General features: G+C 68.4%; 13 protein-coding genes. 6 read left to right on the forward strand and 7 right to left on the reverse strand.

Annotated features, from left to right (window positions below; genetic code table 11):
* Positions 1–8: 8 nt before the first annotated feature.
* The 3 genes from FDZ84_RS22870 to FDZ84_RS22880 form a co-directional block, all read right to left on the reverse strand.
* Complete coding sequence (locus FDZ84_RS22870; protein ID WP_210435054.1) at positions 9–503, reverse strand: hypothetical protein; 495 nt, start codon at positions 501–503, stop codon at positions 9–11.
* An 82-nt stretch (positions 504–585) separates the two neighbouring features.
* On the reverse strand, positions 586–744 hold the full coding sequence (locus tag FDZ84_RS22875; protein ID WP_168587569.1) for a hypothetical protein: 159 nt from the start codon (positions 742–744) through the stop codon (positions 586–588).
* Between the two features lie 35 nt (positions 745–779).
* Positions 780–1,559 (reverse strand): maleylpyruvate isomerase N-terminal domain-containing protein, encoded by a 780-nt coding sequence (locus tag FDZ84_RS22880; protein WP_168587570.1) that lies wholly within the window; start codon positions 1,557–1,559, stop codon positions 780–782.
* A gap of 309 nt (positions 1,560–1,868) precedes the next feature.
* Between FDZ84_RS22880 and uvrA the strand changes: the two genes are divergently transcribed.
* Positions 1,869–4,730: an excinuclease ABC subunit UvrA gene (uvrA, locus tag FDZ84_RS22885; RefSeq protein WP_168587571.1), complete on the forward strand. Its 2,862-nt coding sequence runs from the start codon at positions 1,869–1,871 to the stop codon at positions 4,728–4,730.
* Positions 4,731–4,922: 192 nt separating this feature from the next.
* On the opposite strand, the gene FDZ84_RS22890 is transcribed toward uvrA, so the two are convergent.
* Together FDZ84_RS22890 and FDZ84_RS22895 are read right to left on the reverse strand one after the other, a co-directional pair.
* Positions 4,923–5,510: a class IV adenylate cyclase gene (locus tag FDZ84_RS22890; RefSeq protein ID WP_168587572.1), complete on the reverse strand. Its 588-nt coding sequence runs from the start codon at positions 5,508–5,510 to the stop codon at positions 4,923–4,925.
* A gap of 12 nt (positions 5,511–5,522) precedes the next feature.
* The gene (locus FDZ84_RS22895) at positions 5,523–6,359 is read right to left on the reverse strand and encodes a helix-turn-helix transcriptional regulator (protein ID WP_168587573.1); all 837 of its coding nucleotides are present in this window, start codon (positions 6,357–6,359) and stop codon (positions 5,523–5,525) included.
* 72 nt (positions 6,360–6,431) lie between these two features.
* On the opposite strand from FDZ84_RS22895, the gene FDZ84_RS22900 reads away from it, so the two are divergent.
* Positions 6,432–6,602, forward strand: a complete 171-nt coding sequence (locus FDZ84_RS22900; RefSeq protein WP_168587574.1) for a hypothetical protein — start codon at positions 6,432–6,434, stop codon at positions 6,600–6,602.
* Positions 6,599–7,093, forward strand: a complete 495-nt coding sequence (locus FDZ84_RS22905) for a hypothetical protein (protein ID WP_168587575.1) — start codon at positions 6,599–6,601, stop codon at positions 7,091–7,093. Before FDZ84_RS22900 ends, FDZ84_RS22905 begins: the two co-directional genes overlap by 4 nt.
* Before the next feature lie 178 nt (positions 7,094–7,271).
* On the opposite strand, the gene FDZ84_RS22910 is transcribed toward FDZ84_RS22905, so the two are convergent.
* Complete coding sequence (locus FDZ84_RS22910; protein WP_168587576.1) at positions 7,272–8,096, reverse strand: hypothetical protein; 825 nt, start codon at positions 8,094–8,096, stop codon at positions 7,272–7,274.
* Between the two features lie 132 nt (positions 8,097–8,228).
* Between FDZ84_RS22910 and FDZ84_RS22915 the strand changes: the two genes are divergently transcribed.
* The 3 genes from FDZ84_RS22915 (at position 8,229) to FDZ84_RS22925 (ending at position 10,219) form a co-directional block, all read left to right on the forward strand.
* Entirely contained in the window at positions 8,229–8,642 is a 414-nt protein-coding gene (locus tag FDZ84_RS22915; protein ID WP_210435055.1) for an SRPBCC family protein, read from the forward strand.
* Positions 8,643–8,718: 76 nt separating this feature from the next.
* Positions 8,719–9,471: a transcriptional regulator gene (locus FDZ84_RS39150; protein WP_246868357.1), complete on the forward strand. Its 753-nt coding sequence runs from the start codon at positions 8,719–8,721 to the stop codon at positions 9,469–9,471.
* A 1-nt stretch (position 9,472) separates the two neighbouring features.
* Positions 9,473–10,219: a YhfC family glutamic-type intramembrane protease gene (locus tag FDZ84_RS22925; RefSeq protein WP_168587577.1), complete on the forward strand. Its 747-nt coding sequence runs from the start codon at positions 9,473–9,475 to the stop codon at positions 10,217–10,219.
* A gap of 420 nt (positions 10,220–10,639) precedes the next feature.
* Here FDZ84_RS22925 and FDZ84_RS22930 read toward each other — a convergent pair whose 3' ends face one another.
* Entirely contained in the window at positions 10,640–13,093 is a 2,454-nt protein-coding gene (locus tag FDZ84_RS22930) for a hypothetical protein (RefSeq protein ID WP_168587578.1), read from the reverse strand.
* Positions 13,094–13,365: the final 272 nt, after the last annotated feature.

Here is a 13,365-nt window from a genome sequence, read left to right on the forward strand (position 1 = left end):
ATCGCCGGTCAGGCGGTCGCCCCCCTGGGAGGCACCATCAGGCCGTAGATCACCAGCACGGACAGCGCGATCACCAGCAGCGACCAGAGCGGGAACGCGGCGAGGAACGCCAGGTGCGCGATCGCGCTCAGCGCGGCCAGACCGATGCCGGTCATCCGCGCCCACATCTGCCCGTACAGGCAGCCGACGCCGGCCACGACCTGCACGACGCCCAGCGCCAGCCAGAACCAGCCCCACGCGTTGAAGTCGAAGACCAGCAGCTGAGCTGTTCCGACGAGGTAGTAGGTGGGTCGGAACAGCGCGGTGATCCCGCCGATGATGTTGAAGACGCCGACCATCGCGATCAGCGAGCCGGCGAACGCCATCCACCCGGACATCGAGGTAGCCGGCTGTGCAGGCGCCATCGCCCACTGCTTCTGCTGCTCAGGTGCTGTCGTCTGTTCGGGCGTTGTCGTCCCCTCGGCCTTCGCGTGGGATTCGGGCCCGGTCTGCGGACTGGACATCGTGCGCCCCCTCACGTTGCTCTATGACGTGTCCACCGCCAGAGTCGCGCTTTCGGGGCATTCGTGCAGCTCGACCGGGTGCTCAGATCGGCAGCGCCGCGGAACCGAGCAGCGCGAGCGTCCACCGTGGACGCAGCGGCAGGTCGCGGCGTGCGCCTCTGCTCCGCGTGACCACGCCCCTTTCCCGGACGTTGGCCAGCGCGGCCGCGGGTCGACGTTTTGCCTGGTCAGGTGCCGTCATCGTGCACTCAAGAGCGCTCGCGGTAACGGCCGTCCTCAGAGCCAGTGCGGGAGGTTCGGGAAGTCGCCGTCCAGCCGGTCCGGGCCGGTGCGGCCCAGCAGCCAGCCGAGCATCGGGCCCGGTTCACCGCGCACCCGGCTCGGCGGCGAGGTGGTCCCGCGCAGGTCCCAGCTCCGCCGGTGGTCGCCGAAGTCGACCTCCACCGACAGCGCCGGCACGTCCGGCCGACCGCCGAACTGCTGCACCACGTCCTCCAGCAGCTGCTCGGCGTCCGGCTGCGGGATGTCGGCGAAGTCCACGTCGTGATCGAGGTCGACCAGATGCGTCCAGACCTCCAGCAGGCGCAGGCGCAGCATGTGGTACGCGGGCATCGGGTCGCCGACCGCGTCGGCGATCTCCGCCGTCCACGCTGCGGCTGGCAGCGCGTGGGCGGCGTGGGCGAAGCGCTCGCAGGACGCCGCCAGGTCCTCCAGCAGCAGCCGGTTGCCGCGCACCGCTCCTTCGGCGATGGCCTCGTCCCGGTCGTCGCCGCTGGCGTACATCGCGTGCTCGACCCCGGTCCGCGCCCAGATCAGCAGGTTGTGGAAGCCGTCGGCGTTGCGCGCCAGGTGCGTGATGACGTGCGCCCTGCTCCAGCCGGGCAGCAGACTGGGCTGGCGCACGGCCAGCTCGTCCAGCTCGGCGACGGTGTCCAGCAGCCGACTGCTCGCTCGCTCTACGGCGTTCAGCTGTGCGGTGATCTGGTGGGCGAGGTGCGCGGCGGCCGCCGGTTGGGCACTGCTGCGGCCACCGGTCCCGAGGACGATGTCAGCCATGAGTGAACCTCTGCATGCAGGGGGTGTTTTCGCGACCGGTGAAGAGTCGAGCTTAATTGCGCAGGCCACAGCGGCGACAGTGCCCATTCCGGGGGAATTTGCGTATCGTCGGAGGAGCCGCGGCCGACCTGCCCGTATATCACTCGTCCGAGTGGGTGGGCGGTTGTTGCGCGGACTGCGCGCCGCACGCGCTCCGGGTCTGTCAGGTGCCCCGAATAGCATGGGCGGGCGACGTCGCGTACCTGCCGATGCACTGCTTGCAGCCGGCGCGCGTCCACGTCAACACCAGAACTTTTCGAAGGGATCACAGTGGCTGACCGCCTTGTCGTTCGCGGCGCCCGTGAGCACAACCTGCGCGGGATCGACCTCGACCTGCCCCGTGACAGCCTGATCGTGTTCACCGGGCTGTCGGGCTCCGGGAAGTCGAGCCTGGCCTTCGACACCATCTTCGCGGAGGGGCAGCGCCGCTACGTCGAGTCGCTGTCCGCCTACGCCCGGCAGTTTCTCGGTCAGATGGACAAGCCCGATGTGGACTTCATCGACGGCCTGTCCCCGGCGGTGTCGATCGACCAGAAGTCCACCAACCGCAACCCGCGGTCGACGGTGGGCACCATCACCGAGGTGTACGACTACCTGCGACTGCTGTACGCGCGGGCGGGCAAGGCGCACTGCCCGACCTGCGGCGAACCGATCAGCAAGCAGACCCCGCAGCAGATCGTCGACCAGGTGCTGGAGATGCCCGACCGGGCCAAGTTCCAGGTGCTGGCCCCGGTCGTGCGTGGGCGCAAGGGCGAGTACGCCGACCTGTTCGAGCAGCTGCAGTCGCAGGGCTACGCCCGTGCCCGCATCGACGGCGTGGTGCACTCGCTGGACGCGCCGCCGAAGCTGAAGAAGCAGGAGAAGCACGACATCGCGGTGGTCATCGACCGCCTCACCGTGAAGGCCAGCGGGAAGCAGCGGCTGACCGACTCGGTGGAGACCGCGCTGCGGCTGGCAGATGGCCTGGTGCTGATCGAGTTCATCGACCTCGACGAGGACGACCCGAACCGGGAGCGGAAGTTCTCCGAGAACCTGGCCTGCCCCAACAGCCACCCGCTGGGCGTGGACGAGCTGGAACCGCGGTCGTTCTCGTTCAACTCGCCCTACGGCGCCTGCCCGGAGTGCGCGGGGCTGGGCATCCGCAAGGAGGTCGACCCCGAGCTGGTCGTGCCGGACGAGGACCTGTCGCTGGCCGACGGCGCGATCGCGCCGTGGGCGGGCGGGCACACCGCGGAGTACTTCACCCGCCTGCTGACCTCGCTGTCGGAGGCCATCGGCTTCCGGATGGACGCGCCGTGGCGGCAGCTGTCCACCAAGGTCAAGAAGGCGGTGCTGCACGGCACCAACGACCAGGTGCATGTCCGGTACAAGAACCGCTACGGGCGGACCCGCTCCTACTACGCCAACTACGAGGGCGTCATCCCGTTCCTGGAGCGGCGGCTGGAGCAGACCGAGTCCGACTATGCCCGCGAGAAGTACGAGGGCTACATGCGGGACGTGCCGTGCCCCGCGTGCGACGGCACCCGGCTCAAGCCGGAGATCCTGGCCGTGACGATGACGAACGACGAGTTCGGCGAGCTGTCCATCGCCGAGGTCAGCGCGCTGAGCGTGAGCGCGTGCGCCGCGTTCCTCAACGGGCTTGTGCTCGGGCCGCGCGAGCAGATGATCGCCGGGCGGGTCCTCAAGGAAGTTCAGGCGCGGCTGGGCTTCCTGCTCGACGTCGGCCTGGACTACCTATCGCTGGACCGCACGGCCGGGACGCTCTCCGGCGGCGAGGCGCAGCGCATCCGGCTGGCCACCCAGATCGGTTCGGGCCTGGTCGGCGTGCTGTATGTGCTGGACGAGCCGTCGATCGGGTTGCACCAGCGGGACAACCACCGGCTGCTGGAGACGCTCAGCCGGCTGCGGGACCTGGGCAACACGCTGATCGTCGTCGAGCACGACGAGGACACCGTGCGCAGTGCGGACTGGGTGGTCGACATCGGCCCCGGCGCGGGCGAGCACGGCGGCCAGGTCGTCCACAGCGGACCCTACAAGGCGTTGCTGGAAAACAAGAAGTCGCTGACCGGTGACTACCTGGCCGGGCGCAAGCAGATCCCGCTGCCCGCGGTGCGGCGCCCGCGCGACCGCAAGCGGCAGCTGACGGTGGTCGGGGCGCGCGAGCACAACCTCCGCAAGATCGACGCGTCGTTCCCGCTGGGCTGCCTGGTGGCGGTCACCGGCGTGTCCGGATCGGGCAAGTCGACGCTGGTCAACGACATCCTCGCGTCGGTGCTGGCGAACAAGCTCAACGGCGCCCGGCAGGTGCCCGGCCGGCACACCCGGATCAGGGGCCTGGAGCACGTCGACAAGCTGGTGCAGGTCGACCAGTCGCCGATCGGCCGCACCCCGCGGTCGAACCCGGCCACCTACACCGGCGTGTTCGACCACATCCGCAAGCTGTTCGCGGCGACCACCGAGGCGAAGGTGCGCGGCTACCAGCCGGGCCGGTTCTCGTTCAACGTCAAGGGCGGCCGTTGCGAGTCGTGCGCGGGCGACGGCACGCTGAAGATCGAGATGAACTTCCTGCCGGACGTGTACGTGCCCTGCGAGGTGTGCAAGGGCGCCCGGTACAACCGGGAGACCCTTGAGGTGCACTACAAAGGCAAGACGATCGCCGAGGTCCTCGACATGCCGATCGAGGAGGCCGCGCACTTCTTCGAGCCGATCAACGCGATCCACCGGCACCTGAAGACGCTGGTGGACGTCGGCTTGGGTTATGTGCGGCTCGGGCAGCCCGCGCCGACGCTCTCCGGTGGTGAGGCGCAGCGCGTGAAGCTGGCGAGCGAGCTGCAGAAGCGGTCCACCGGCAAGACGGTCTACATCCTCGACGAGCCGACCACCGGGTTGCACTTCGAGGACATCCGCAAGCTGCTCGGCGTGATCAACGGCCTGGTGGACAAGGGCAACACGGTGATCGTGATCGAGCACAACCTGGACGTCATCAAGACGTCGGACTGGGTGCTGGACATGGGTCCGGAGGGCGGCTCGGGCGGCGGCACCCTGGTCGCCGAGGGCACCCCGGAGGAGCTCGCCGAGGTCGACGAGAGCCACACGGGCCGCTTCCTCGCCCCGGTGCTGTCCGGGGACTGACCCCGTCGAGGTGGAGGGCGCCTCTTGCCGACGTGGCTCGGCAAGAGGCGCCCTCTTCTACGTGGCTTGGCGCTGGCCGGGAAAAAACGCTGGTCACGGGTGGTGTGACCGGCGTTTTGGTCATACGCAGCTGACCTGTAGCGAGTGCGTTGTGTGACGGATTTGGGACCCACGTTTGCCCCACGCTGTTGATCACGGTTTGCCCCACGAGCGGAAGGTGGCTCCACGACGTCGTGCGGCGACGGCGTCGGTGTACTTCTCCGTCGTGACGTCGTCGTTGGTGATGCCGAGCGAGTCGAGCACGGCCCGCACTGCGTCGAGACCGGCGGTGATGTCGGTCTCGTCCGGGACGATTGTCTCGACCTCGATGAAGGTGCCGTCCAGCTCTGGCACGTGTACCAGGGTCGCGAGCACGTCGCGGCCGCGTTCGGTGAACCGGAAGTTCCGGCAGTGCTTCTCGAACGCGATGTACTCGACCAGGCCGAGCGTTGCTAGCAGGGCGGCAACCGGTTCGGCGTCGGCGAGTGTGGTCTCGTTCTCCGGTTTCGACCCGCTGTAGTGCACCGGGGGTTCTTTGAACGTGAGCAGGGTGGTGCTCGTCGTGGCCGTTTCCGCTACGCGCAGACGGACTTCGTAGCCCTGGCCGTCGAGGCTGCCGGACGGCCAGTCGAAATACCGGTCGCGGTAGGTCTGCACCTGCTCTTCGGCTCGCTGGCGGAGCCGCTCCCGGACCGTTTCGGGGTCGCTGACACGAGCCTTGAGTTCTGCCTCGACCGCCACCGTGGAACCTCCCTAGATCACCTGACGGGCCTGCGCCCGTAGTTCGTCGGTGAACCTACGGAACCCACGATGCAGCGCGCCATGCGCCGACGCTGCGATCTTGTACATGGGCGAGGTGTGCCCCTCGTGTTCTCCGCCGAATGCGGAGACGAACTGCACATCGTCGAGTGCCAGCACCCGCCAAGTCGGCAACATGTCGTAGAAGTACACCTCGACCTGAGCGCCGGTTTGCTCCCGCAGTTCCCGCAGCCGAGCGACACACAAGCTGACACCGGAGGCGAACGACTCGTGAGATTCGCCGACCTCAGCGGCGCGACGCTGGGCGGCGGCGCTGTCCGGGTCCAGCAGCAAGGCCCGGAACGCGGGGCGGTTCTGGGCGACGGTGGCGCGGAGAAGCGAGTCGTTCATGCCGATGATGCCGAGCCCGCGCACGGCGAGGATGTCGATTCTCTGGGCTGTCGAGGCAGCTTGCCGGATGTCGGGTGTCGCGTCGGCCTGCGAACGGTAGGCGGCCAGCATCTCGGCACGTCCGATCGGTCCGAGATGGTCGAGCCCGGACGGATGCACCGGGGCGAGGCCGAGCAGTACGCGAGTCTCGTCGGGCATGGCGAGCCCGTCAGCGATGCGTTCGAACACCTCGAACGCGGTCACCGTGCGGGTTCCCCGCAGGATCTCGGAGATGCGGCCTTGCAGGATGCCGGTTGCCATTGCCAACTGCGTCTGGCTCGCTCCGGTGCCGCGCTGGACTGCCCGGAGGATTCCGGCGACGTCGCGTTTTTGGCACGCCTCCCGCATGTGGTCCGCGTTCCACACGGACGGGGGAATGATCAGGGTCTCCCAGTTGGCCATCAGGTAACTATCTCACGGTGAGATACCCGGCGTGATATGGGCTAACCGGGCGAAACTGGCGATGTTCAAGACATGCATGAAGCGCTGGGGATATTGCTTGGGTTGCTGGCCTGGTCGGTGATCTTCGTTCCGCTGTTCATCGTGTGGTGGCTGCCAGGACATCGCGAGAAGCAAGCACTCAAGGCAGCGGCCCGGCGTCGGGAGGAACGGCTTCGCCGTCGCGCTCCGGGGCGTACCGCGTGATCGGGCAGCGTTCCGGGCTGGTGGTCCTGGCGCGCTTGCGGTTGGAGTACGCCTCGCCGGGCGGCCCGCCGGAGGTGCATGCCTACCTGGTCCCCGCCGAAAAGCTCGGCGAGCCGGTCGTGTTGACCGCGCCGTGTGGCCACGTGCTCGAACCGGGCAAGGGCGAACAGGTCGCCGTGTTCGTCGGCGTCCCATGTGTGCCGTGCATGCTGTACACGCTGGGCAATGACGCGGCAGACGAGCGTCCCGCACTCGCCACCGAACCGGAGCGTCCGGTCGGCGACATCGCCGACTCCCGCCGCTACGCCGTCGGACTCCGGGGCGATCATATGAGGCACCTCGTCGCCGACAACGCGATCCGGTCCACGTTGGATGGGCGCGACGTGGTGCACACGGCGTGCGGTCATCTCGGGCGGGGACCGCTGGAGTCCGCACCGGAACACTGGCCGATCTGCCCGGAATGCTGCGAAGCGGCGGGAGTGGTCGCGTAGCCGTGCGACCGACACAACATCGCGGCGGTATCATCGCGGCCGGGTACAGCGTGACATGGTCCGGCGACCTTGCCGACGAGCTCCCCACGCCGACGCGGCCGGAATCGTCCGCCTCTGCCCTGGTACACGTCGACGAGAAGGCGCTCGTAGCTGAACGTGCTGCCGCGAGACACGTCGCCTACGGCCGTCCCCAGATCACGCGGAAGCTACTCGCCGACGTGCTCGCTGGACTGCAACGACTGTAGAAGCCGGTGCGGCTACGGCCATTGCTTGCCGAGTGCTCTAGCTCTAACTCCCATCGCAACCGCTGTCGGTCCAATGCGGACAGTCCGAAGCGTTGTCCCTGAATGCGGATCCCTGCGGCAAGAGCGATCTTGTCCCGCACCCCGTCGACCCGCCAATACGAGTCGACCAGGTCCGCGAGCATGAATAGCCTGTGGCGATCGGTGTAGTCGTACTGCGTGGCCATTGGAGACGCCCACAGGTCCTGCCGGGACTGCACCGTGCGCGCATCCCACGGGATATGCCGTTCCGGGAGCTCCGGCGCGGTCACGTCGTGCTCACGGGTCAACGTCGCCCACTGCTTGATCGTCTTCGGACCGCGCTTGGGTCGGCTCGTCGGTTGGCCGGGCAGTGCTGCGCTGAAGTCGGCGACGCTGCCCCGGGGCACTGATCCGACGATGGCTTCGCCGAGCACGGGGTCATCGCGCAGGTATCCCTTCCTGATCGGTCGCCAGCCGCGTACGGCGTCGCTGGCCGGAGTCAGTTGCCCGGCGACGTGCAGGCGGCTGGTGACGTCGGCGCATTGGCGGGTGCGTTCGTCGGCTCCCCACCACTTTGGAGTGATCTTGGTCTGCCCGCTAAAGTGCCCTTCGCGCTTCGTCCGGACGTGGCAGGACGGCGTCGACGGGGACGAGTGATAAGGCCGGTTCGCCGCACTGGCCGGGGTCGGTCGGTTTGCCGTTTCGGGTTCGTTACCCGGGGCGATTACGTTCGGCGGCATGGTGCACAACGAGTTCTCGGTTTCGGGCAGACGGCGGCCCTACGGCAGTGGTGGCGATTTCGCGCGAAATCGCCGCTCGCCACGCCTGCAAGGTGGCGATTTCGCGCGAAATCGCCGCCCCCAGCCACGCGCGTGATCGTGCAGGCTCTGCCGGAGGCGGTGTTCGCGGTGCTGGCGGATCCGCGCAAGCATTCGGTCATCGACGGTTCCGGCACGGTGCAGGGGGAGATGAGCGGCCCGCAGCGGCTGGTGCTCGGCTCCAAGTTCGGGATGCGGATGCGCAGGGGCGTCGGCTACCGGATCACCAACACCGTGGTGGAGTACGAGGAGAACCGGCTGATCGCGTGGCGGCACATGCTGCCCGGCCGGTGGCGGTACGAGCTGGCGCCGGAGGGCGACTCGGCGACCAGGGTCACCGAGACCTACGACTACACCGCGATGATGCCGAAGCTGGTGGCCCGCACCGGCTTGCCCAAGCAGAACCAGCGGTCGATCGACGCCACCCTGCAGCGCCTCAAGGCGTACATGGAGGGCGAGCAGGGCTGACCTTCCCATCTGTGGAAAGTAGGTGCCCGTACGTCATCTACTTGACAGCTTGGAAAGTAGTCGCGGACCTGGCTGCATGAACGAGGTGCAGGTTGAGGCCGCCGCGCAGCTGGCGCGCGCGGATCGGTTGGGGGCCGAGGCCCGTCGCGGCGGGCACTGGTACGTGCGGTACTTGCTGGTGTTCGGGGTCGCTTCCTTCGTCCTGGCCGCGGTTTTCGCGTTCGTGGACAACTCGACCGCGGTCGTCGTGGGTACGCCGCTGTGGATCGTGTTCGTCGTCGGCATCTCCGTGTGGGCGGCAACCCGCAGGGGGGCTGCGCGGCTTCGGGGCGCTCCACGGCATGGTCATGTCGGCGTGGACCTCGGCTTGGATCGCAACGGTCGTCGTCGGCGGCAATTGGATGTCCCAGGTGTGGCAGTGGTGGCTCGGCGGAGGGGTCGTGATGGCGGCGATCGCGTTCGTCGGCGCCGGTGTCGCGCACAGCCGGAGCCGGGGATGAGCGGCGGAGCGCATCCCCGGCACCAACTGGACGAGCTCATCCACTCGCCGGTGCGGTTCTCCATCGCCGCGACGCTCACGGCGGTGGACCAGGCCGAGTTCAGGTACGTGCGCGACATCATCGAGGTCAGCGACTCGGTGCTCTCCAAGCAGGTGTTGACGCTGGAGGATGCGGGCTACGTCAAGGTGAAGAAGGGGTACGTCGGCAAGCGCCCCCGCACCTGGCTCAGCCTCACGGCGAAGGGCCGCCGCGCGTACGAGGCGCACCTGGCGGCGCTGAAGGCGATCACCACGCAGCCGGTCGCGGAGCCGATCGGGGAGCGGAGCTGACGTGGGTGCCGTGAGCATCGCCGCGATCGCGGCGGAACTCGTCATCATGATCTGCGGCCCGGTCGCCGCGGCCATCTGGATCCGCTGGCGGTTCGCCGTGCCGGGCCGCGTTTTCTGGATCGCCGCGGGCCTCTTCCTCGTCAATCTCGTCGTCAGCGTGCCGCTCGTGACGCTGCTGTGGCCGTCGCTGTTCGGTGCCGGCAGCTGGGCGCTGCTCGCGGCGACCGCGATGACCTACGCGGTCTGCGAGGAGATCGCGCGGTACCTGAGCTTTTGCGCCGGCCGGAGCATGCGGGCCAACAGGACGGCAGGCGGCGCGCTCGCCGCCGGGGTCGGGCACGGCGGCGCGGAGTCCGTCCTGTTCGGACTGCAATACGCCTTGGGGATGGCGGTCGTGTGGCTGCTGCCGCAGGCGTTGCCGTCCGGGGCGGCCGAGCGGCTGTCGGGCAGTCCGTGGTCGACGTTCCTGCTCACCGGGGTCGAGCGGCCCATCGCCATCGCCTGCCACGTCGGCTTCGCCGCGCTCATCGTGCTCGCCTACCGCAGGTCCGCGCTGCTCCTGCCGGTCGCGGTGGCCGCCCACTTCGTGGTCGACTTCGCCACATTCGGCTTGCAGGGCGTCGCCGGCGGCTTCTGGCACGACCTGCTCTTCTTGGCGTTCGCGATCGCCGCGGTGTTCGTGTTCCGCTGGGCGCGCCGCAGCTGCCCGCGCGTCGAGGCACCCGAGACGCCGCAGCCCGTCCGCTGAACGCCTGCTGCGACGCCGACTCGGGTCCCGTGCGCAGCCTTCGGTCGGTTGGTCGCCCGCTCAGATGTCGTGGTGGTGGGTGACGCTCATTCCGGTTATTCGTGCGGCGAGTGTCCCGGATTCCCTGGCTTATTCGGATCGACCGGAATTCGAGTTCTTTCCCTCGGGAGGCTTCATGTTGTTTCGTGCTGCGGCCGCGTTCCTGATGAGTGGCCTGGTGATGGCTGCTGCGGCAGCACCTGCAAGTGCGGTGGTAGACCCCCTGGCCCTCGTCGCATGTGCTTCGGAGTCCGTGACAGCGGTCTCCCCGGCTGACTTGACCGGCTGCCTCGCCCCATAGGACTGCGGCCTGAAGGGCACCTTGGAGCAACCTCGAAGCAACCTCGTTGCTCGAAGGTGCCCTTCACCGCTTCTGGGCGATCACGGGGGGCATTGGCCGGTTTGGTGTGGGGTGTTCCCGCAGTGCATCACGAGTACGGGTTTGCGTTCGTTGGGCTGAGCGCTGTCCGGGCCCGCCTCCACGACTCGCATCACCGAGATCGCCTTGCGGACCGGGACCTGTCCGGCCGGGGCGCCGAAGTCGATGGCGCCGCTGTTCGCGCGGATACCGCCCGGGTTCTCGCCGAGCCGGGCGATCCCGTACCAGACGGCTTGGCCGTTCAGCGGCGTCGTGTCGACCTCCACCTGCTCGTCGGTCACCTTCCGCACCGCCTGCCGGACGAGGTCGACCGCGTCGAACGCGAGCAGTCCCCGCCCCACCAGGCCGTCGGTGCCTTCTTGCACGCGCAGGCCGGTGAAGTCGATGTAATCCAGCTCGACGCCGGGCGGCAGCTGGCGGTCGAGCAGGAACTTCGTCGTGTCGTCCCCGGCCATCAGACGTGGCCGCATCTTTGGGTCGACGCACTTGTCCTGCACCGTGTTCAGGTACTTCCCGAACTGGTCCGCCCTTCCGGAGAAGAAGACCAGCGAATCGGGACTGCACCGCACGGCGTCGGAGGGGTTGGAGCGCTGCGGGTCCACCAATCGCGCCGAATCCTCCAGCTGCGCCCCGATGTCCTCGGCCAGGTTCTTGCTGTAGAGGTCGCCTTCCTCGTAGTACACGGCGACGTCGTGGACGCCAATGTTGCGCACGTGTTGCGCGACGACCTGGGACTCCCAGAGATTGGTCGGCCCCACCTGGTGGTAAAGCCTGCTCAGCTTGGGGAAGTCGTCGGCCGAGGTCACCGTGCCGACCATGGTCAGCCCGCTGCGTCCCAGCGTGCTGATCGCCTTCGCGGTCCCGTCCCAGCTGCCGCCCAGCCCGACGACCGCCACCACGGGCGGTTCGCCCGGCGACGTGCCCCTGGCGTATTCGACGATGCGCTCGGCGACGTCGGGAGCGTGGCTCATCGAGGCGCCGCCGTTGGCGAGCACGACCCGGATGGCCACGCCGCCGTCCAGCCGCGCCTTCTCCTGTGCCTTCGCCAAGCCCTCCAACTCGGCGGCGACTCCGTCCAGAGTCGACGAATCGGGGTCCTTGCCGGTGAGGGTGCTGAAGTAGACGACCGAGACGTAGGGCAGCGGCTGATCCTGGTCCACCCGGTTCTTGCCCTCAGACAGGTCGTTTTCGCCCTCGATCGCCTGCTGCGCGTCGATGAGCCGATTGCGCAGGTTCTCATCCTTGATGTCGCTGGAGAAGTGGTAACCGGGGTCGGCGATACCGACGCATTCGTCGCCAGCCGACCACAGATCGGTGTTGGTCCACGGCCACCAACTCCGGCCGCAGTGCTGCTGGTACTGCTGGAGGTAGGCGGCGCCGCCGCCGAGGACCAGCAGGACCACCAGCAGGATCGGGATGCGCCGCAGCAGCTTCGAGCGCTTCAGCGGCAGGCTCGTCTGGCCCAGCAAAACACCGGGTTCGTCGTCCGCCGAATGCGGCTCGCCGGCCACCCGCAGCGTCACGTACCAGGCGGTGTTCGAGCGCTTGCGCCGCGCTTCCTGCAGGGTCTCGGGCCAGCTTTCGAGGGTGACCGGTGCGCTGGGCGTCTCGCTGTCCTGCAGCGGCTGCGCGCCGCTGCCGATCACCAGCAGCGGGTCGGGGACGCCGGTCTCGTTGCGGACGTCGTTGATGAGCCGCACCAGGATCTTGCCTGCGGTCTCATCCCCGAGGTTGCGCAGCAGCAGCACCGGGTAGCAGTCCTTGGGCACCCACTGCCACCGCCACAGCCTCCTGGTGTACGACTCGGCCAGGTCGGTCAGGAACGCGTGCACCAGGAGTTTCCGCACCTGCTCGGCGTTTTCCCAGCGCGATGGCGTGGTGATCAGGCGCTGGGCGAAGCTGGGGAAGTCCGCCGATTCGCGCGGGGACAGGTAGCGCTGCCGCATGAACCAGCGGGCGACGCGGCCCCGGCGCACCCACCACGCGTAGTAGAGCGGGAAGAACGTCAGCGAAAGCGCGAAGAGGTACCAGGGCAGGCTCTGGGCGGCCGACTCCCAGAGTGCGGCTTCCTGCTGGGGCTGCTGCCTGTCCCGACGGGGTCGGCGGCTTCGGAGGTATTCGCGCAGCAGCTGCCGGGTGTGCGAATGCGGGGCCTGGGCCAGGTTCGTCGGTGGCAAGTTCTTCTTCAGCAGCCAGCTCAGCAGCGCGTAGCGGCGGAAGCGCAGCCGGCCGATCCGCGGCCACGAGTCGGCGTCGCGCAGCCCTTGGGCCCCTTTGTCCAGCAGCTTCCGGATCTGCACCGACTTCTGCCGCGGGGTTTCGGCGGGCGTCCCGCCGACGTCCAGCCTCACGTGCGGCACGACGGTTCCGAGGTGGCCGGAGAGCTGATCGATGAGGGCGCCGGAGTCGTTGTCGCGCAGCAGGTGGACGATCGGCTGGTCCGGGATCTTCTCCATGCGACGTCGCCTGATCCACCGCCGGTCGAGGCGCGATGGAAGCTGGGAGACCGGAACTCCCAGGCTCACCGATGCTTCCGTCATCCCCACCCCCGGTGATTGATCGATCATTCAATGCGACGTTACCGGGCGGGATGGCGGATTCACACCTGTTTCAAGGGTTTTCCCCGCAGCCCCGGCTACCCCGGTCGGCCGGGTACGCCGGGGCGGGTTTACCACGGGTGCGGGCCGCCGAGCGGCCGTACTCGCCGCCGAAGGCATCCAGGCGGGGG

It is taken from the genome of Saccharopolyspora sp. ASAGF58 (assembly GCF_012277335.1).
Taxonomy (GTDB): Bacteria; Actinomycetota; Actinomycetes; order Mycobacteriales; family Pseudonocardiaceae; genus Saccharopolyspora; species Saccharopolyspora hattusasensis.